Annotated in this window: 20 protein-coding genes and 1 tRNA gene; 13 read left to right on the forward strand and 8 right to left on the reverse strand. The window is 67.2% G+C overall.

Annotated elements, in window-relative coordinates; translation table 11 throughout:
- The 3 genes from ACLFMY_RS05085 to pyrE form a co-directional block, all read left to right on the forward strand.
- Positions 1–534, forward strand: a 534-nt coding sequence (locus tag ACLFMY_RS05085) for an AAA family ATPase (RefSeq protein ID WP_410763483.1), incomplete at its 5' end; no start/stop codon positions are given.
- A gap of 94 nt (positions 535–628) precedes the next feature.
- Entirely contained in the window at positions 629–946 is a 318-nt protein-coding gene (locus ACLFMY_RS05090) for a hypothetical protein (protein WP_410763484.1), read from the forward strand.
- Between the two features lie 52 nt (positions 947–998).
- Positions 999–1,646: an orotate phosphoribosyltransferase gene (gene pyrE, locus ACLFMY_RS05095; RefSeq protein ID WP_410763485.1), complete on the forward strand. Its 648-nt coding sequence runs from the start codon at positions 999–1,001 to the stop codon at positions 1,644–1,646.
- 116 nt (positions 1,647–1,762) lie between these two features.
- Here pyrE and rpsT read toward each other — a convergent pair whose 3' ends face one another.
- Positions 1,763–2,023 (reverse strand): 30S ribosomal protein S20, encoded by a 261-nt coding sequence (gene rpsT / locus ACLFMY_RS05100; RefSeq protein WP_410763486.1) that lies wholly within the window; start codon positions 2,021–2,023, stop codon positions 1,763–1,765.
- Positions 2,024–2,188: 165 nt separating this feature from the next.
- Here rpsT and ACLFMY_RS05105 point away from each other — a divergent pair, with 165 nt between their 5' ends.
- Together ACLFMY_RS05105 and ACLFMY_RS05110 are read left to right on the forward strand one after the other, a co-directional pair.
- Positions 2,189–4,471, forward strand: a complete 2,283-nt coding sequence (locus tag ACLFMY_RS05105; protein WP_410763487.1) for a primosomal protein N' — start codon at positions 2,189–2,191, stop codon at positions 4,469–4,471.
- 81 nt (positions 4,472–4,552) lie between these two features.
- Positions 4,553–4,891, forward strand: coding sequence for a P-II family nitrogen regulator (locus tag ACLFMY_RS05110; RefSeq protein ID WP_410763488.1), 339 nt, complete (start codon positions 4,553–4,555; stop codon positions 4,889–4,891).
- Positions 4,892–4,903: 12 nt separating this feature from the next.
- On the opposite strand, the gene ACLFMY_RS05115 is transcribed toward ACLFMY_RS05110, so the two are convergent.
- The 5 genes from ACLFMY_RS05115 to ACLFMY_RS05135 form a co-directional block, all read right to left on the reverse strand.
- Complete coding sequence (locus ACLFMY_RS05115) at positions 4,904–5,986, reverse strand: NAD(P)/FAD-dependent oxidoreductase (protein ID WP_410763489.1); 1,083 nt, start codon at positions 5,984–5,986, stop codon at positions 4,904–4,906.
- A gap of 99 nt (positions 5,987–6,085) precedes the next feature.
- Positions 6,086–6,159: transfer RNA gene (locus ACLFMY_RS05120), tRNA-Gly, on the reverse strand.
- Between the two features lie 61 nt (positions 6,160–6,220).
- Positions 6,221–7,375 carry a PilT/PilU family type 4a pilus ATPase gene (locus ACLFMY_RS05125; protein ID WP_410763490.1) on the reverse strand — a complete coding sequence of 385 codons (1,155 nt, stop codon included), beginning with the start codon at positions 7,373–7,375 and terminating at the stop codon, positions 6,221–6,223.
- 50 nt (positions 7,376–7,425) lie between these two features.
- Positions 7,426–8,574 carry a PilT/PilU family type 4a pilus ATPase gene (locus tag ACLFMY_RS05130; RefSeq protein WP_410763491.1) on the reverse strand — a complete coding sequence of 383 codons (1,149 nt, stop codon included), beginning with the start codon at positions 8,572–8,574 and terminating at the stop codon, positions 7,426–7,428.
- Between the two features lie 57 nt (positions 8,575–8,631).
- Entirely contained in the window at positions 8,632–9,681 is a 1,050-nt protein-coding gene (locus tag ACLFMY_RS05135; RefSeq protein ID WP_410763492.1) for a type IV pilus twitching motility protein PilT, read from the reverse strand.
- A 137-nt stretch (positions 9,682–9,818) separates the two neighbouring features.
- On the opposite strand from ACLFMY_RS05135, the gene ACLFMY_RS05140 reads away from it, so the two are divergent.
- From ACLFMY_RS05140 to metW, 5 genes are all read left to right on the forward strand, one after another.
- Positions 9,819–10,481 (forward strand): YggS family pyridoxal phosphate-dependent enzyme, encoded by a 663-nt coding sequence (locus ACLFMY_RS05140; protein ID WP_410763493.1) that lies wholly within the window; start codon positions 9,819–9,821, stop codon positions 10,479–10,481.
- Between the two features lie 145 nt (positions 10,482–10,626).
- Positions 10,627–11,466 carry a pyrroline-5-carboxylate reductase gene (gene proC / locus ACLFMY_RS05145; RefSeq protein WP_410763494.1) on the forward strand — a complete coding sequence of 280 codons (840 nt, stop codon included), beginning with the start codon at positions 10,627–10,629 and terminating at the stop codon, positions 11,464–11,466.
- A gap of 37 nt (positions 11,467–11,503) precedes the next feature.
- Positions 11,504–12,055: a YggT family protein gene (locus ACLFMY_RS05150; protein ID WP_410763495.1), complete on the forward strand. Its 552-nt coding sequence runs from the start codon at positions 11,504–11,506 to the stop codon at positions 12,053–12,055.
- 16 nt (positions 12,056–12,071) lie between these two features.
- Positions 12,072–13,253: a homoserine O-acetyltransferase gene (locus tag ACLFMY_RS05155; RefSeq protein WP_410763496.1), complete on the forward strand. Its 1,182-nt coding sequence runs from the start codon at positions 12,072–12,074 to the stop codon at positions 13,251–13,253.
- Positions 13,250–13,855, forward strand: coding sequence for a methionine biosynthesis protein MetW (gene metW / locus ACLFMY_RS05160; RefSeq protein ID WP_410763498.1), 606 nt, complete (start codon positions 13,250–13,252; stop codon positions 13,853–13,855). The genes ACLFMY_RS05155 and metW overlap by 4 nt, the downstream gene beginning before the upstream one ends.
- 46 nt (positions 13,856–13,901) lie before the next feature.
- On the opposite strand, the gene ACLFMY_RS05165 is transcribed toward metW, so the two are convergent.
- Positions 13,902–14,492 carry a class I SAM-dependent methyltransferase gene (locus tag ACLFMY_RS05165; RefSeq protein ID WP_410763499.1) on the reverse strand — a complete coding sequence of 197 codons (591 nt, stop codon included), beginning with the start codon at positions 14,490–14,492 and terminating at the stop codon, positions 13,902–13,904.
- Between the two features lie 64 nt (positions 14,493–14,556).
- Positions 14,557–15,024: a transcriptional repressor gene (locus ACLFMY_RS05170; protein WP_410763501.1), complete on the reverse strand. Its 468-nt coding sequence runs from the start codon at positions 15,022–15,024 to the stop codon at positions 14,557–14,559.
- A 235-nt stretch (positions 15,025–15,259) separates the two neighbouring features.
- Between ACLFMY_RS05170 and ACLFMY_RS05175 the strand changes: the two genes are divergently transcribed.
- From ACLFMY_RS05175 to ACLFMY_RS05185, 3 genes are all read left to right on the forward strand, one after another.
- Positions 15,260–16,291: an MBL fold metallo-hydrolase gene (locus ACLFMY_RS05175; protein WP_410763502.1), complete on the forward strand. Its 1,032-nt coding sequence runs from the start codon at positions 15,260–15,262 to the stop codon at positions 16,289–16,291.
- Between the two features lie 134 nt (positions 16,292–16,425).
- Positions 16,426–16,938, forward strand: a complete 513-nt coding sequence (locus tag ACLFMY_RS05180; protein WP_410763503.1) for a YeeE/YedE thiosulfate transporter family protein — start codon at positions 16,426–16,428, stop codon at positions 16,936–16,938.
- The gene (locus ACLFMY_RS05185) at positions 16,938–17,603 is read left to right on the forward strand and encodes a DUF6691 family protein (protein ID WP_410763504.1); all 666 of its coding nucleotides are present in this window, start codon (positions 16,938–16,940) and stop codon (positions 17,601–17,603) included. Before ACLFMY_RS05180 ends, ACLFMY_RS05185 begins: the two co-directional genes overlap by 1 nt.
- Positions 17,604–17,817 lie beyond the last annotated feature (214 nt).

Here is a 17,817-nt window from a genome sequence, read left to right on the forward strand (position 1 = left end):
CACCCGGACGTGTTCAACATCCTGCTGCAGGTGCTCGACGACGGGCGGCTGACCGACGGTCAGGGGCGCACGGTGGACTTCCGCAACACCGTGATCGTGATGACCTCGAACCTCGGCAGCCAGCGCATCCAGGAGCTGGCCGGCCAGGACGCCGACTACGAGCAGATGAAGAGCGAGGTGCTCGAAATCGTCGGCCAGCACTTCCGTCCCGAGTTCATCAACCGGGTCGACGACGTGGTGGTCTTCCACCCGCTCGACCGCAGCGAGATCCGCAAGATCGTCGACATCCAGATCGACTACCTGAGGAAGCGACTGGCGGATCGCGAGATCGGGCTGACGCTCACGGATGCCGCCCTGGATGCCCTCGGCGAGGCGGGCTTCGATCCGGTCTACGGGGCCCGGCCGCTCAAGCGGGCCATCCAGCATCGTCTCGAGAATCCGCTGGCGCAGGCCATCCTCAAGGGCGAGTACCTGCCCGGCCAGACCGTCATGGTAGACGTGGCCGACGGGGAACTGGTTCTCGGCAAGGGCTGAGTCCCAAGGCACGGCCCGGATCCCGGGCCTTTCGGACCACCGTCAGGCCAGCCAGGCCACCCGGGGCAACTCGCCGCGGGTGGCCTTTTCGGTTATGGTTCGGGACGAACCCAGCAAGGGATCCCGGGTAGCCCTGAAGATCATCGAGATCGTGGCGCTCATGCCGCCGGCGGCGCCGGGTCTGTTCGTCGGCTGGGGGCGGTGGGACAATGCCTACTCGGCCGGCCTGATGCTGGCGATCGACATCGCCGCCATCAATCTGTCGGCCAAGCTGGTGTTCGTGCTCAAGGGCATCACCCCGCGACAGTGGCCGGACAAGAGCCGGGCGCGTCGTTCGCTGCGCTGGTCGTTCATCTTCCGGGGCGGGTCGCTGCTGGTGCCGGCCTTCCTGATCTGGCTGGCCAGGTGCTGAACCGTCCCCTCCCAACGCCAAACCACAACATTTCGTCGAGGAAGCATCTGCCGTGCAGGATTATCGTCAGGCCTTTGTCCAGTTCGCCGTCGAACACCAGGCGCTCAAGTTCGGTGAGTTCACGCTGAAGTCGGGTCGCGTCAGTCCCTATTTCTTCAACGCCGGCTCGTTTGCCGACGGGCGGGCCCTGTCGGCACTGGGCGGGTTCTATGCCGACGCGATTCTCGATGCGGGCATCGAGTTCGACGTGATCTTCGGCCCGGCCTACAAGGGCATTCCGCTGGCGGCGGCGACGGCCATCGCGCTGGCCGAGCGGACCGGCGACCCGGTGCCGTGGTGCTTCAATCGCAAGGAGGCCAAGGATCACGGCGAGGGCGGCAACCTTGTGGGCGCCCCGCTGAACGGGCGGGTGCTGATCGTCGACGACGTCATCACCGCCGGCACGGCCATCCGCGAATCGCTCGACCTGATCCGGTCGGCCGGTGCCACGCCCGTCGGGGTGGCCGTGATGATGGACCGTCAGGAGCGAGGGCAGGGCGAGCTGTCGGCGATCGGCGAGCTCAAGCGGGATCATGCGCTCGACGTCATCGCGATCGCGAACCTCGACGGCCTGATCGAGTTCTGTTCCAGCGATGCGACCTTGGCCCGGTCGGCCGAGGCAATGGCCGACTACCGGGCCCGCTACGGCGTGGCGGGCTGATGGTCCAGGCCCTGCGGGGCCCGGAAGCCGGACAGCAAAAGCCCCGCCGAAGCGGGGCTTTTCTGAATGCGAACGCGGCTGCCGCCACCGACACCCGGGCAGGGTGCCGGGCCGGGTCAGATCGACTTGATGCGATTGACCAGGGTCGACTTGCGGCGAGCGGCAGTGTTGCGCTTGAGAATGCCCTTGGTCACCATCCGGTCGAGGACCGGCTGGGCTTCACGATAAGCTTGCTGCGCCTTGTCCGCATCACCGTCCTTCACGGCCTTGATGACGGCCTTGTAGGCGGTGCGTACCTGCGAGCGCATCGCCATGTTGTGCTGGCGGGCTTTCTCCGCCTGGCGAACGCGCTTTTTGGCTTGAGCGGTATTGGCCACGGGTAAACTCCTCGATTCGGCTTTGAGACTCGATGATCTGATGGAAATATCAATTCAAGGCGCGGGATTATGCCATGTCTGGGCGTCGAGTCAAGTCATTGATCTCCTGCCGGTGGGCGGTGACGGGGGTAACCGCGCTGCGGGGGCTGGGGTATCCTGCCACCCATGAGCGAAGTCGACAAAGCCCGGCAGGACGATGGCCACGTGGCCGGAACTCCCGTTGAGTCGAGAGGCCCTGATGGCGCCTGCTGGACGGTCGTGGTGCCCGGCCCCTTCTTTGGTAGCTTCACCTACCATCACGACCCCGCCACGCAAGGTCCGTTGCCCCAACCGGGGGCACGGGTGCGCGTACGCTTCGGGCAATCCGAGCGCGTCGGGCTGATCCTCGCCCCGGCCGAGGGCGGGGCAGCCGGGGAGCAGGAGACGCGGGCGCTGGTCGAGGTGCTCGACCACGAGCCGCTGCTCGACCGCGACACGCTGGCCTGCCTCGCCTGGGCGGCCTCCTATTACCATCATCCGCTGGGCGAGGTGGTCTTCTCCGCCCTGCCCGCCGCCCTGCGGGGCGAGCGCAGCCTGCGGGTTCCGGCGCTGCGGCTCACCGCCGAAGGGCGCAGGGCACTGGCGGAGGGTCGCGTGCGTGGCCGTCGTCAGCAGGCCGTGCTGGAGGCGCTGGCTGCGCGATCGCACGAGGCGTGCGTGGTGGTGAGCGAGATTCCCGGGGCGAGTGCCGCGGTGCGCCAGCGGTTGCTGGAACGGGGATGGGTCGAGGCCGACGAGATGACCGCGCCGGCCACGTGGCCGCCGTCGACGTCGGCCGACGCCTCGATGGGCGGGGCATCTCCGCCGGCCCTGAACGCCGAGCAGCAGGCCGCCGTGGCGGCGGTCGAAACGGCCGGCCGGGTCTTCTCCGCCTGGCTGATCGAGGGGGTGACGGGCAGCGGAAAGACGGAGGTCTACCTGGCGCTGATCGAGCAGGCACTGGCTGCCGGCCGGCAGGTGCTGGTGGTGGTGCCGGAGATCTCGCTCACCCCGCAGCTGATCGACCGGTTCGCCCGGCGATTGACGGTGCGTCCGGCGGTGCTGCACTCGGGGCTTTCCGACGGCGAGCGGATGGCCGCCTGGCGGGCGGTGGCGGCCGGCACCTCGTCGCTGGTCATCGGGACCCGCTCGGCGGCCTTCGTGCCGCTGGCGCGTCCCGGACTGATCGTCGTCGACGAGGAACATGACGCGGCCCTGAAGCAGCAGGAAGGCTTTCTCTACCACGCCCGCGACGTGCTCATCTGGCGGGCCCGGCAGATGGATGTCCCGATCCTGCTGGGGTCCGCGACGCCGTCGCTGGAAACCCTGCGCCATGCCTGGGAGGGACGCTATCGTCACCTGAGGCTCACGCAACGGGCCAGCGGTGCCCGGATGCCGGCGATCCACTGCCTGGATATCCGGGCCCAACCCATGGAGGGCGGCATCTCGCCCGCCCTGATGCGGGCCATCGAGCGCCACCTGCTCGCGGGCGGCCAGGTCATGCTCTACCTCAACCGCCGGGGCTATGCGCCCAGCCTGGTATGCCATGCCTGCGGGTACGTGGCCGGTTGTCCGCACTGCGACGCCTACTTGACCTGGCACCGCGAGATCAACCGCCTGCGCTGCCATCACTGCGGATTCGAACAGGGCGTGCCCCGCGAATGCCCTGCCTGCCATGCCCCGCTGTCGGTGCGAGGCATGGGGACCGAACAGCTCGAGGACGTCCTGGCTGCCCGCTTCCCCGGTTTCGGCATCGTGCGACTGGACCGCGACGCCACGGCCGGAAAGGGCGTGCTGGCGGAGAGTCTGGCACGCATCGCCCGGGGCGAGGCGCGGCTGGTGGTGGGCACCCAGATGCTGGTCAAGGGGCATGACTTCCCCGGCGTGACCCTCGTCGGGGTGATCAGTGCCGACCAGGCCCTGTTCGCCTCGGATTTCCGCGGCCCCGAGCGCTTTGCGCAGTCGCTGCTGCAGGTGGCCGGCCGTGCCGGACGGGCCGAGCGGCCCGGCGAGGTGCTGGTCCAGACCCACGACCCGACCCACCCGGTGCTCACCCGGCTGCTGTCGGAGGGCTATGCCGCCGTCATGGCCGCCGAGCTGGCGGAGCGTGAGCAGGCCGAGCTGCCACCCACCCGCTTTGCCGCGCTGATTCGCGCCGACGCCCCGCAGGCCGACGCCGTGCGGGCGTTCCTGGCGGAGGTCGCCGGGATGCTGCGCGAGGCCCATGGCGAGGCACTGTCCGTCTGGGGGCCGGTGCCGGCTCCGCTGGGCCGCCGGGCCGGCAGGTTCCGGTTTCAGCTGCTGATCCTGTCCCGGGTTCGCAGCGAGTTGCACCGCGCCCTCTGGCATGTCGACGAGCGGGTGGGTTCGCGCCGCCCGGGTCAGCGGATACGATGGTCGATCGACGTCGACCCGATCGATCTGGCCTGAGCGCGCGACGCCTGCCGAGTGCATTACACTGTGGGCAGCCGGCCTGCCCGGGCAAGACCATCCTGTTTGGAGAAAAGCGACGTGAAGAAGATCGAAGCGATTATCAAGCCATTCCGGCTGGACGACGTGCGAACCGCGCTGATGGATCTCGGGATCAACGGTCTGACGGCCACCGAGGTCAAGGGATTCGGCCGACAGAAGGGGCACACGGAGCTCTACCGCGGTGCCGAGTACGTCGTCGACTTCCTGCCCAAGGTGAAGCTCGAGGTGGTGATCGCCTCGGACCAGGAGGATGCCGTGGTGGATGCCATCATCAAGGCTGCCTACTCGGGCAAGATCGGCGACGGCAAGATTTTCGTTTCCCCGGTCGAGCGAGCGGTGCGCATCCGCACCAGCGAGGAGAACGAGGACGCGCTCTGAGCCGCCGGCCGTTCAGGCCGAGAGCATTCGCGCCACCCGGTAGGGCGCGGGATCCAGCTCCGGGCGGCGGCCGGTCATCAGGTCGGTGAGCAAGCCTGCCGTGGCCGGGGCCATGGCCAGTCCGTTGCGGTAGCCGCCGGTGTTCACCCACAGGCCCTCGACCGTCGGGTGCTCGCCGAGAAGCGGGAGCTCGTCGGAGGAGCCCGGGCGCAGTCCCGCCCAGCGATGGGTGACGACGGCGCCGGCAAGTTCGGGGCAGCGCTCGACCGCCTTGCGCTGGAGTGCGTCCTGGGCGGCCATGTCCACGGTCTTGTCGAAGCCGGCGCGCTCGACGGTCGAGCCGACGACGACCGAGCCGTCCACCCGGGGAATGAGATAGACGCCGTCGTCCATCAGGATGGTGGACAGGTGGCGTTCCCCCCGGGGAACCAGTCGCAGCATCTGGCCGCGCACCGGGAAGATGCTTTCGTGTCGCGCCTGCGGGATGAGGGGCTCGCTCCAGGCGCCCGCGGCCACCACGAGCTGCCCGGCGTGCATTCGGCCCGACGAGGTGTCGATGCCGGCGAATCGCCCCGCCTGAACGGCCACCCGCTCGCAACGCCGGTTGGCGCGGATCTCGATGCCGTTCGCCTCGGCCGTCTGCCGCAGGGCCTGCAGCAGTCGCGGGTTGCGGATGTTGGCGACCTCCGGCAGGCACAGCGGCGCCTGGTCGCCGTCCCGAGGCTCCTGCCAGCGGTGCCGGATCCCGAACCGTTCCAGTCGTTCGCCGATCAGCGCGGCGCTCTCCCCCGGCCCGACGGGATCGAGTATCCGCATCCCGGTGACGTGGTGTTCCGGGTCGATGTCGCCGGTCAGCGACGCGATCAGGGCCGGGTAGTCCCGCATGCCGCGGGCGGCGAGGGCCAGGACGGCATCCGGGTAGCGCCAGGCGTACAGCGGGCAGAGGATGCCGCCGCCGGCCCACGAGGCCTCGGTGCCGGGCCGGCTCTGGTCGATCACGGTCACGGACGCCCCCCTGCGACGCAGCGCCAGGGCGGTGGTCAGCCCGGCGATGCCGGCACCGACGACGAGAATGTCGGGAGTAGTCGAAGTCACGGCTCGATGTTGGCGATTCGGCGGCCGATGGGCAAGGGGCGATCCGTGAGCCGGGCCGGTCTCGCCCTGTGCGAGTCCGCCGGGTCAGGGAGGGGAAACTGGAGCGGGTGAAGGGAATCGAACCCTCGTCTTAAGCTTGGGAAGCTTCTGCTCTACCATTGAGCTACACCCGCGGAGGTGGCCAGCATTATCGTGGGCGGCGGGCCCAAACGCAAGGGATGGCCCCGCTCGAGATCACTCCAGCGGCGGCAGGCCGCTCTCGTCGCTGGCATCCGTCTTGATGCCGCTGGAGTCGGCCGCGGCGGCCTTGAGGTCGTCCTGGCCGCTGCCGAAGCTGATCAGCCATTCCATGTTGCTGCGGCTGTCCGCGTTGGCGAGGGCCTCTTCGCGCGTGATCAGGCCCTTCTTGTACAGCTGCAGGATGGACATGTCGAAGGTCATCGTGCCGCTCGACGCGTTCTTCTCCATCGACTGCTTGATGGCATCCACTTCGCCGCGCTTGATCAGGTCGGAAACCAGCGGCGTGTTGATCATGATCTCGACCGCGGGCAGGCGGCGGCCGTCGTTGCCGATGATCAGCCGCTGGGAAATGATCGCCTTGAGGTTGAGCGACAGGTCCATCAGGAGCTGGTCGCGGGACTCCGACGGGAAGAAGCGGATGATGCGATCCAGCGCCTGGTTGGCGTTGGTCGCGTGCAGCGTGCTGATGCACAGGTGGCCGGTGTCGGCGTAGGCCAGCGCATGCTCCATTGTCGCCCGGTCGCGCACCTCGCCGATCATGATCACGTCGGGCGCCTCCCGCAGGGCCTCCTTCAGCGCCGCGGCGTAGCTGCGGGTGTCCACCCCGACCTCGCGCTGGTTGACCACCGAGCTGCGGTGCTTGAAGGCGAATTCCATCGGGTCCTCGATGGTGAGGATGTGCCCGGGCCGGGCCTCGGCCCGGTAGTCGATCATGGCGGCCAGCGTGGTGGACTTGCCCGAACCGGTCGCGCCGACCACCAGTACCAGCCCGCGGCGCTCGGTGACCAGGTCCTCCACCACCATGGGCAGGTTGAGCTCCGATGCCCGCGGGATCTCCTCGCGGATGTAGCGGATCACCAGCGACCACTCGCCGCGCTGCATGAACACGTTCATCCGGAACCGACCGATGCCCGGGCGTGACAGCGCGACGTTGAGTTCCAGGTTCTCGATGAACTCGTCGATCTGGTGCTGGTTGAGCACCGAGCGCGCCAGTTCCTCGACCTGGCCGCTGCGCAGCCGGTCCTTGCCGATGAAGCGCAATTCGCCCTGGATCTTGATCGCCGGGGTAGTGCCGGTGCTGAAGTAGAGATCCGAGCCGTCCTTGTCGGACAGCAGCTTGAGGTAGGGTTCGAGGCTCAGTTGGCTCATGTGTCGGGGATCCTTTGGAGAGGGCCGCGTGCCGCCGAGGGGCGGGCGAGTCAGTTGTCGGCTTCCACCCGGAGCTCGTTGGCCGGGTCGTCGTCGCGGCTCTTGGGCAGTCCGCGCTTGCTCTCGAGCTTGATGCGCAGCCGCAGGTCGTTGACGGAGTCGGCCTTGCTGATCGCCTCGTCGTAATCGACCTGGTGGGCCTCGTAGAGATCGAACAGCGCCTGGTCGAAGGTCTGCATGCCCAGCTCGCGCGAGCGCTTCATCACTTCCTTGATCTCCGAGACGTCGCCCTTGAAGATCAGGTCGCCGATCAGCGGCGTGTTGATGAGCACCTCGACCGCCGGAACCCGGCCGTCGCCGTCCGCCTTCGGCAGCAGTCGCTGCGAGACCACCGCCTTGAGGTTGAGCGACAGGTCCATCAGCAGCTGCTGGCGGCGTTCCTCGGGGAAGAAGTTGATGATCCGGTCGAGGGCCTGGTTGGTGTTGTTCGCGTGCAGTGTCGACAGGCAGAGGTGGCCGGTCTCCGCGAAGGCGATGGCGTGGTCCATGGTCTCCCGGTCACGGATCTCGCCGATCAGGATGACGTCCGGTGCCTGGCGAAGGGTGTTCTTGAGCGCGGCGCCGAAGGATTCGGTATCCATCCCGACCTCGCGCTGGGTGACCAGGCAGCCCTTGTGCTTGTGCACGAACTCGATCGGGTCCTCGATGGTCACGATGTGCCCGCGGGAGTTCTCGTTGCGGTGATCGAGCATGGCCGCGAGCGACGTGGACTTGCCCGAGCTGGTCGCGCCGACGAAGATCACCAGCCCGCGGGCGGTCATGGCGATGTCGCCCAGCACCTTGGGCAGCCTGAGTTCGGAGAAGTCCGGGATCTCCGAGCGGATCATCCGCAGCACCATGCCTTCCGAGCCGCGCTGCATGAAGGCGTTGACCCGGAAGCGGGCCACGCCGGGCAGCGAGATGGCGAAGTTCGACTCGTGGGTCTCCTCGAACTTCGCGACCTGCTTGTCGGTCATGATCGAGCGGACCAGCATCTGGGTGTTCTCCACCGAGAGCTTCTGGTCGGTCAGGTGGATGACCTTGCCGTCCACCTTGGCCGACGGCGGCGCGCCCACGGTGACGAACAGGTCGGAGGCGTTGCGGTCCACGGCCCGCTTGAGAAGGGCCTGTACGTAGTTTGCTGCTTGTTGACGATCCATCGTTTCGCTCTCGGCTTGCCCTGTCAGAAGGTCGGCCCGTCGGGCCGACCGCACGACTTACATGAAGTCGTTCTTGTTCTTGGCCCGGCTGCGGGCCAGCGTCTTGGATACCGCCCCGCGGTTGACCAGATGCTTGAGGTTCTGGTCGAGGGTCTGCATGCCCTGCGCCTGGCCGGTCTGGATCGCCGAGTACATCTGGGCGATCTTGTTTTCCCGGATCAGGTTGCGGATGGCCGGCGTGCCCAGCATGATCTCGTGGGCCGCGATGCGCCCGCCGTCGATCTTCTTCAGCAGGGTCTGCGAGATGACCGCCCGCAGGGACTCGGAGAGCATGGCGCGGACCATGTCCTTTTCCGCCGACGGGAAGACGTCGATGACCCGGTCGATGGTCTTGGCGGCCGAGTTGGTGTGCAGCGTGCCGAAGACGAGGTGGCCGGTCTCCGCGGCGGTCAGCGCCAGGCGGATGGTCTCCAGATCACGCAGCTCGCCGACCAGGACCACGTCCGGATCCTCGCGCAACGCCGAGCGCAGGGCGGCGTTGAAGCTGTGCGTGTCGCGGTGGACTTCCCGCTGGTTGATCAGGCACTTCTTGGACTCGTGGACGAATTCGATCGGGTCCTCCACGGTCAGGATATGGTCGTTGCGATGATCGTTGATGTAGTCGATCATCGCCGCCAGCGTGGTGGACTTGCCCGACCCGGTCGGGCCGGTGACCAGCACGATGCCGTTGGGGTAGTCGCAGAGGTCCTTGAACACCGCCGGCGCGTCGAGCTGCTCGAGGGTCAGGACCTTGCTCGGGATGGTGCGGAAGACCGCACTGGCGCCGCGGTTCTGGTTGAAGGCGTTGACACGGAAGCGTGCATGGCCGCGCAGCTCGAAGGAGAAGTCGACCTCGAGGTTGTCCTCGTACTCCTTGCGCTGCCGGTCGTTCATGATGTCGTACACCATGCCGTGGACCTGCTTGTGGTCCATGACCGGCACGTTGACCTTGCGGATGTCGCCGTCGATGCGCACCCGGGGCTGCTCGCCCGCCGAGAGGTGCAGGTCCGACGCACCGTTCTTGATGGTGAACATCAGGAGGGAGTCGATATCTCGGGATTCGGCCATGCGATCGTCCTTTCGGGGGCGGGGTGTCCCCGGTTCAAGTCCATTGGTGGTGCCGTCTGCAGGCCGGGGGCTGCCGGTTCTCGGGCGCGGCCTGACGGTGTCGTGACAAGGTAAAACGAATGCGAGCAAGGTGCAAGATGGGAAATCGAGAAAGCGCATATCAGGGGATCGTCGATCGCATCCGCGCCGCCGAGCGGGAGGGCCGGTCCGGCGAACGCCGACCGGTGCGGCTGGTGGCGGTGAGCAAGCGTCAGTCGGTCGAGGCGATCGCGGGCCTGGCGGACCTCGGCCAGCGGGACTTCGGCGAGAACTACCTGCAGGAGGCGCTCGACAAGCAGGAGGCGCTGGCGGGCAGGGATCTGGTCTGGCATTTCATCGGTCCGATCCAGTCGAACAAGACGCGGGCGATCGCGGCGCACTTCGACTGGGTTCACAGCGTCGACCGCCTCAAGCTGGTGCGCCGGCTGGGCGAGCAGCGCGACCCGACACGGGGGCCGTTGAACGTGCTGGTGCAGGTGAACGTGGACGACGAGGCCTCGAAGTCGGGGGTGCGGCCCGAGGCCGTGCCGGAAATGGTCGCGGCCTTCGCCGACCAGCCGGCGCTGCGGCTGCGCGGGCTCATGTGCATCCCGCGCCCCGGCAACACGGCCGCCTTCCGGCAGCTGGCGGAGATCAACGCCGCGCTGCCGTCGCCCCTGCCGGACCTGTCGATGGGCATGAGCGGCGATTTCGAGGAGGCCATCGCCGAGGGGGCGACGATCGTGCGGATCGGGACGGCCCTGTTCGGGGCCCGCGATTGAGTCGTTCGGCCGTCCGCGTGGCCCGGCGTGCCCGCAATCGGGCGGCGTTTCATGTTATTTTCTTCCCTTGCCCGGTCGGGTTCCGATGCGCTCGCGCCCGACCGGCCGGTACCGACGGTCCAACAACCAGACGGCAGGTGAGAGAATGAACGCCTCGCGAATTGCCTTTATCGGCGGCGGCAACATGGCCGCGGCCCTCATCGGCGGCATGCTGCAGAACGCGCCGGCGGATGCCCGGCCGTCCATTGTCGTTTCCGAACCGGACGAGGAGCGCCGGCAAGGCCTGGCCGAGCGGCTCGATGTCGAGACCACGGCGGACAATGCCATGGCGCTCGCGGGCGCCCAGCTCGTCGTGCTGGCCGTCAAGCCGCAGAAGATGCGGGCGGTGGCCGAGGAACTCGCCTCGAACGTGGCGCCGGGTCAACTGGTGGTGTCCATCGCCGCCGGGATCCCCGTCGCGGCCCTGCAGGGCTGGCTGGGCGGCCATCAGGCCGTTGTCCGGGCCATGCCGAACACGCCCTCGATGGTCGGTTGCGGAGCCACGGGGCTGTTCGCCGCCGGGGCGGTCAGCGACGAGCAACGCAGTGATGCCGAGTCGTTGATGCGTGCCGTGGGCGTGGTCCAGTGGCTCGACGAGGAATCGCAGATCGACGAGGTCACGGCGCTGTCCGGCAGCGGCCCGGCCTACGTGTTCTACCTGATGGAGTCCATGCAGGCGGCGGCCGAGGAGCTCGGCATGGCGCCGGCCGTGGCCCGCCTGCTGACGCTCGAGACGGTCTATGGTGCGGCGAAGCTCGCGCTGGCCGCCGACGAGTCGCCCGCCGAACTGCGCCGTCGGGTCAGCTCGCCGGGCGGCACCACCGAGCGAGCCATCCGAGAACTGGACGATTCCGGCGTGCGCGAGGCGTTCGGCCGGGCCGTGCGCGCCTCGCGCGATCGCAGCCGGGAGCTGGCCGCCCAGGTCGGCGAGGCCGGGCAATCCTGATGGCAGTGGGACAAGACAACACCGGGAGTGGTGATCAATGAGCGGTAGTTTCGGGGACCCGGGCATCTTCCTGGTCCGGGTGCTTTTCGAGCTGGTGGCCTTCGTCGCCTTCGCCCGGTATTTCCTGCAGCTGTTCCGGGCGAACTTCTTCAACCCGGTGACGCAGGCAATCGTCAAGATCACCGATCCGGTGCTCAACCCGTTGCGCACGATCGTCAAGCCGGTGGGCCGGCACGACATCGCCTCGCTGCTGCTCGGCGTGCTGATGGTGCTGCTGATGGTCTGGGCGATCACGTCGATGCGCGGTGTGGGGCTCAACGGCACCGGCCTGTTCATTGGCACGATCTATTTCACCTTCCTGACGATCACCAACCTGTTCTTCTGGACGATCCTGATCCGTGCCGTGGCCTCCTGGCTCGGCAACGAGCGCTCGCCGGGCGTGGCCTTTCTTTCCGACCTGACCGACCCGGTGGTCGATCCGGTCCGTCGCGTGCTGCCGCCGCTCGGCGGGATCGACCTGTCGCCGCTGGCGGTGCTGCTGATCATCCAGGTCCTGCAGATGGTGGTCGGCAACCTGCTGATGGGCTGAACAGACGAGGAGTCCGATGCGCGAGTCCACCCGTTCGAACAACCAGACGCAGCAGCCGGGATCGGTGGGACTGGTCGAACCCCGTACCATCCGGATCGACACGCCGCTGCTGCTCGACTGCGGTCGCCGGATCGAGGAATACGAACTGGTCTACGAGACCTACGGCGAGCTCAACGAGCGCGCGGACAATGCCGTGCTGATCTGTCACGCCCTGTCGGGGGATCACCACGCCGCCGGCCGGCACCGCCCCGAGGATCGCAAGCCGGGCTGGTGGGATACCGCCATCGGCCCGGGCAAGCCGATCGACACCGACCGTTTCTTCGTCGTCTGCGTCAACAACCTCGGCGGCTGCAAGGGGTCGACCGGTCCACTGTCCACGAATCCCGAGACCGGCCGTCCCTACGGCCCGGACTTTCCCATTCTCACGGTGCGCGACTGGGTCAACAGCCAGCACGCGTTGATGCGACAGCTGGGCATCGATCGCTGGGCGGCGGTCACCGGCGGCAGTCTCGGCGGGATGCAGGTGATGCAGTGGGCGATCAGTTACCCCGAGGCGGTGGCGCATGCCGTGGTGATCGCCGCCGCGCCGAAGCTCTCGGCGCAGAACATCGCCTTCAACGAGGTCGCCCGCCAGGCGATCATCACCGACCCGGACTTCCACGACGGGCGCTACGCCGAGCATGGCGTGATCCCGCGGCGCGGCCTGATGCTCGCGCGCATGCTGGGCCACATCACCTATCTCTCCGATGACGCCATGCGCGCCAAGTTCGGCCGCGAGCTGCGTTCGGGGCGGGTGCAGTACGGCTTCGACGTCGAGTTCCAGGTCGAGTCCTACCTGCGCTACCAGGGCACGAGCTTCGTCGACCGCTTCGATGCCAACACCTATCTGTTGATGACCAAGGCGCTGGACTACTTCGACCCGGCCGCCGAGGCCGACGACGATCTCGCCACTGCGCTGGCCCCGGCGACGGCACGCTTCCTGGTGGTGTCGTTCACCTCCGACTGGCGCTTCTCGCCGGCGCGCTCGCGGGAGATCGTCCGGGCGCTGCTCGCCTCCGGCAAGTCGGTCTCCTACGCCGAGGTCGAGGCGCACCAGGGACACGACGCGTTCCTGATGCCGATCCCCTACTACCACCAGGTGCTGCGCGGCTATTTCGACAACATCGCCCGCCACATGACCGAGGAGGCCGAGGCATGAACCGCCCCGACTGGGACATCGTCACCGGCTGGATTCGCGAAGGCGCCCGCGTGCTCGACCTGGGCTGCGGCGACGGGGCATTGCTGCGTCACCTGATCGCCGAGCGCTCGGTGCGCGGGGTAGGCATGGAGGTCGATGACGAGCGGGTCGCCCGCGGCGTGGCCGCCGACCTGAACGTCATCCAGGCCGACCTGGACGACGGGATCCGCGACTGGTTCGGCGTGCGTTCGTTCGACTTCGTGGTGGTCAGCCAGACCATCCAGGCCATCCGCCATCCCGAGCGGCTGCTCGACGAAATGCTGGATGTCGCCGGCGAGGGCATCGTCACCTTTCCCAACATGGGCTATTGGCGCAATCGGTGGCAGTTGGGGGTGCAGGGGATGATGCCGACGACCAAGGCGCTGCCCAATCCCTGGTACAACACGCCCAACATCCACCTGTGCACCCTGCGCGACTTCGAGTCGCTCTGCGAGGGACTGGGGATCGAGATTCTCGACCGGGCTGTGGTCGACCAGGATCGACGCAGTTCGCCGCTGTTGCGAGCCTTGCCAAACTGGTTCGGCGAGCACGCGATCTATCGCATCCGCAAGCGCGTCGTCTGAGAGCGGCTCGGCCGTTTCTTGAGGCACTCTTTTCTTTGGTCGCGATTTAGGACTTCACGGCACGATGAACGGTATAGGTCTTGCCCTGCTTGACCTTGTCGTAGTTGCCGAACTGCTCCTTCATCGTGCGCTTGAAGTACTCGCGCAGGCCGTTGATCGACACGAACCAGACCTCGCCGCCGCGATTGAGCCCCTGCCAGGTGTCGAACAGCATGATCTGCCACATCTCCTTGCCCACCTTGGCCGGCACGTTCGAGTAGAGCCGGTCGAAACGCGTGCCCTCGACGGCCGACAGGCCGTTGGACAGCCGTGCCTCCGCGTTCTCCAGGCGGTTGCGGCCGATGTTCCCCTGCGCGTAGTCCACCGCCACGAAGTCCTTGTCCAGCAAAAGCGCCCGGCCGTCCGGGCAGGCCCTGGCCATGGCGATGCCGATGGGCCCGTAGCCGCAGCCCAGGTCGACGATGGTGCTGCCGGCCGGCGGGACCGGGCTGTGCTCTAGCAGAAGGCGGGTGCCCGCATCGATCTCGCGCGGCGAGAACAGCCCCCAGGTCGAATGCAGCACCAGCCGGTGGCCCAGCAGTTCGCTGTCGATCACCTGGTCGCGCCGCAGCGCGGCGATCTCTTTGTGGCTCATCATGTCATTTGATTCTGTGGTATCGGCGTGGCCGGTGGGTTCAGCGGTCGTCGCTCGCGCCCGGCGTCTAGTTCTCGAGGCGACAGCGGCGGCACAGGCCTCGCAGCTCGACAACCTCCGACCGGACGGCGAAACCCGACCGCGCGGCCAGTTCGCCCAGCGTCGTGTGCACGGTCTCGCTGCTCTGTTCCTCGATGTCGCCGCAGTGGCTGCAGATCAGGAGGATTGCCTGGTGAGGGTCCTGCGGATGGGCGCAGCCGATGAAGGCGTTCAGGCTCTCGATGCGGTGGATCAGCCCCTGGGCGAGCAGGAAGTCCAGTGCCCGGTAGACCGTGGGGGGCTTGACCTGTTCTCCATGACGCGAGAGGCGCTCGATCAGGTCGTAGGCCTTGGTCGCCTCGTGGTTCGCCCACACCTCCTTGAGTACCTCGCGACGGATCGGGGTCAGCCGAGCACCGGCCTCGCGGCAGATGGCCTCGGCCCGGGCCAGGGCGGCTTCGATGCATTGGTCATGGTCGTGAGAGGCACAGGACATGGCGGTGGACGTTCGATCGCTCGTGGGAGCGCCATCATAGCGCAGTTGCCATCGGCGGCCAGTAGAAACAAAGTTGACTCTGGATCAACGATATCGATGGGCTCTGCGTTGAAATTTCACCATTTGGGTCGCATTATTAAGAACGGACTAATAAACACGGTCGGCTACGTGTTGCCAGCGCCGCCCGGGTCCCATCCGGGCGGCGCTGGCGGCGCGTTCGGCAAAGGGGGGAGCGATGAGCAAGAAGTTCGAGGACCATTTCCTGGCGACGCGTCGCCGGTTCCTGCGCAACGTCGGTGTCGCCGCGGGGCTTTCCGTGGTGCCGCTCTCCTGGTCGTCCCGGGTGTTCGCCGAGGAGGAGATGGTGGTCGAGGGGCCGCGGATGCCGGACATCCCCGCGACCAAGATCACCGACAACGTCTACGTGATCGTCTCTCCCTGGGGGTTCCCGACCGAGGAGAACCAGGGAATGATGAGCAACGTGACCTTCGCGATCACCGAGAAGGGCGTGGTCATCATCGACAGTGGCGCCTCGTTGCAGATCGGCCGCATGGCGATCCGCCAGATCCGCAAATTCACCGACAAGCCGGTCGTCGCGATCTTCAACACCCACTACCACGGCGATCACTGGCTCGGGAATCACGCCTTCGTCGAAGAGAACCCGGACGTGCCGATCTACGCCCACGAGAGGACCGCGTCGGCCATCCGCAGCAACCAGGGTGATTTCTGGAAGAGCCTGATGGAACGCTCCACCGGTGACGCGATCGCCGGGACGGTGGTCACGCCGCCCAACGAGGTGGTCGGGCATGAAGACGAGCTCGACTTCGGCGACATGACCATGCGCGTGCACTTCTACGGCACCGCCCACACGCCTTCGGACATCAGCATCGAAATCGTCGAGAAGCGGATCGTGCACGTCGGCGACATCGCCATGAACAACCGCATCGCGTTCATGGACGACGGGAGTTTCCTCGGCACCTTCAAGGCCTTCGACAAGCTCGAGGAAGCGGTGCCCGATGCCTACTGGATTCCGGCGCACGGTTTCCCCGCCCACGACCTGATCGAGCACAACCGCAGCCTGTTCGAGGGTATCTACGAGGCGGCCGAGAAGGCGGTCGAGGAAATGGCGTCCCCGGAGGATGCCAAGGCCTACGCCCTGGAGGACGAGCGGGTGAAGCATTACGCCCCGGTGGTCGACGGGTTCGACGAGAACATCGGCAAGTACGCCTCGCTGGCGTACCTCGAGGCCGAAGCGGCCGCCTTCTAGGGAAGGTCTGCACGAATCCGATACCGCTCTCTGCGCGTCGCGCCGCGAGCATCACGACATAAACAATACGGGCCGCCCGGAGCGCGGCCCAGATGGATTTTGTTGTTCGCTGATTCCAGGAGGTCCAGCAGGGAATGTCTTGCCAAGTCCGGCCATTGTGGCCACCTTTCGTCGCCGGGGTCGTGCTCGGCCTCGTCGTGCTTCTCACCTTCATACTTGTCGGCAACGGCATGGGCTCGTCCGGGGCCTTTGCCCGGTTCGCCGCCGAGCTCGGCCTGCAGGTCGCCCCGGAGGCCACCCGGGAAAACGGGTATCTGGGCGGAATGGCCCAGGATAACCCCCTCGCATCCTGGATCGTGCTGGCCGTGGTGGGCATTTTCATCGGCGCCATTCTTGCCGCGGTCTCCTCCGGCCGCTTCCGTCTCAAGGTCGACCGGGGCTCCGGGCGCATCGGCGTGACCCCCCGCCTGCTGCTCGCCCTCGGCGGCGGCCTGCTGGCGGGCTTCGGTTCGCGACTGGCGGCCGGTTGCACCAGCGGTGTCGGCCTGTCGAACACCGCCATGCTTGGCGTGGCCGGTTTTGTCTTCCTGGTCGCCTTCTTCGTGGTCGGGATCCTGGTGAGCCTGCTGATGCGGAGGGTCTGGTAATGGATTACGGAACCGCGGGAACGGCGCTCGCCACCGGCATTCTGTTCGGCTTCGTGCTGGAGCAGGCGGGCTTCGGTTCGCCCTGCAAGCTTACCGCCCAGTTCCGGCTGACGGACTGGTCGGTATTCAAGGTCATGTTCACGGCAATCATCGTCGCGGCCATCGGCATCCTGCTCCTGCAGGCAGACAACACCTTCGGCTCGCAGGGGTTCCACGTCGCGGACATGTTCCTCTGGGGCACGATCCTCGGCGGTGTCCTCATCGGGGCGGGCTTCGCCATTGGTGGCTACTGTCCGGGCACCTCGGTGGTGGGACTGGGAAGCGGCCGGATCGACGGGCTCGTGTTCATGCTCGGCATGATTGTCGGCGTGTGGGTATTCGCCGGCGTCTATGACACCAGCGCGATCCAGTCCATTGTCAACGGCGCCGAGGTCTCGGCGAAGACCGTACCGGAGCTGTTCGGCGTCTCGCCGTGGCTGATCGTCGCTGCCATGATCCTGATGCTCGTCGGCGGCTTCCTGGCCGGTCGCGCGCTCGAACAGCGCAGTCAGGGCGTCTACACGGCGGAGGACATCACCGAGGACCACACCCCCGGAGGGGGCGATGACCTGGGCCGCGATCTGGCCCGCGAGGCGACCGCCGAGAAGCGCGTGCAGCCGGACTGACCCGTACCCGGTCGGGGACGTGGCCGGAAAGATCGGCTTCGCCCCGAGACAACCACCAGGAGACCTGTTCGATGGAAAACAGAAAGATCGCTCAGCGTGCCCGCGCCCGTCGGGCCCTCAAGACATCCATCCCCGCCGTCGCGCTGGCGGTGGGTGCTTCCATGGCCGTCACCACCGCGGTGCCGTTTTCCGCGGCCCATGCGCGCGGCGGCAA

Source organism: Guyparkeria sp. (assembly GCF_046545975.1).
Lineage (GTDB): Bacteria > Pseudomonadota > Gammaproteobacteria > Halothiobacillales > Halothiobacillaceae > Guyparkeria.

What these genes read in the sequence shown, in the direction of transcription:
- metW (WP_410763498.1), top strand. Translation starts at nt 13,250, where the DNA reads ATGAACCGCCCCGACTGGGACATCGTCACCGGCTGGATTCGCGAAGGC.
- ACLFMY_RS05105 (WP_410763487.1), top strand. Translation starts at nt 2,189, where the DNA reads ATGAGCGAAGTCGACAAAGCCCGGCAGGACGATGGCCACGTGGCCGGA.
- ACLFMY_RS05180 (WP_410763503.1), top strand. Translation starts at nt 16,426, where the DNA reads ATGTCTTGCCAAGTCCGGCCATTGTGGCCACCTTTCGTCGCCGGGGTC.
- ACLFMY_RS05140 (WP_410763493.1), top strand. Translation starts at nt 9,819, where the DNA reads ATGGGAAATCGAGAAAGCGCATATCAGGGGATCGTCGATCGCATCCGC.
- ACLFMY_RS05135 (WP_410763492.1), bottom strand. Translation starts at nt 9,681, where the DNA reads ATGGCCGAATCCCGAGATATCGACTCCCTCCTGATGTTCACCATCAAG.
- proC (WP_410763494.1), top strand. Translation starts at nt 10,627, where the DNA reads ATGAACGCCTCGCGAATTGCCTTTATCGGCGGCGGCAACATGGCCGCG.
- ACLFMY_RS05150 (WP_410763495.1), top strand. Translation starts at nt 11,504, where the DNA reads ATGAGCGGTAGTTTCGGGGACCCGGGCATCTTCCTGGTCCGGGTGCTT.
- ACLFMY_RS05130 (WP_410763491.1), bottom strand. Translation starts at nt 8,574, where the DNA reads ATGGATCGTCAACAAGCAGCAAACTACGTACAGGCCCTTCTCAAGCGG.
- ACLFMY_RS05155 (WP_410763496.1), top strand. Translation starts at nt 12,072, where the DNA reads ATGCGCGAGTCCACCCGTTCGAACAACCAGACGCAGCAGCCGGGATCG.
- ACLFMY_RS05170 (WP_410763501.1), bottom strand. Translation starts at nt 15,024, where the DNA reads ATGTCCTGTGCCTCTCACGACCATGACCAATGCATCGAAGCCGCCCTG.
- ACLFMY_RS05185 (WP_410763504.1), top strand. Translation starts at nt 16,938, where the DNA reads ATGGATTACGGAACCGCGGGAACGGCGCTCGCCACCGGCATTCTGTTC.
- ACLFMY_RS05165 (WP_410763499.1), bottom strand. Translation starts at nt 14,492, where the DNA reads ATGATGAGCCACAAAGAGATCGCCGCGCTGCGGCGCGACCAGGTGATC.
- ACLFMY_RS05175 (WP_410763502.1), top strand. Translation starts at nt 15,260, where the DNA reads ATGAGCAAGAAGTTCGAGGACCATTTCCTGGCGACGCGTCGCCGGTTC.
- ACLFMY_RS05090 (WP_410763484.1), top strand. Translation starts at nt 629, where the DNA reads ATGGTTCGGGACGAACCCAGCAAGGGATCCCGGGTAGCCCTGAAGATC.
- ACLFMY_RS05125 (WP_410763490.1), bottom strand. Translation starts at nt 7,375, where the DNA reads ATGAGCCAACTGAGCCTCGAACCCTACCTCAAGCTGCTGTCCGACAAG.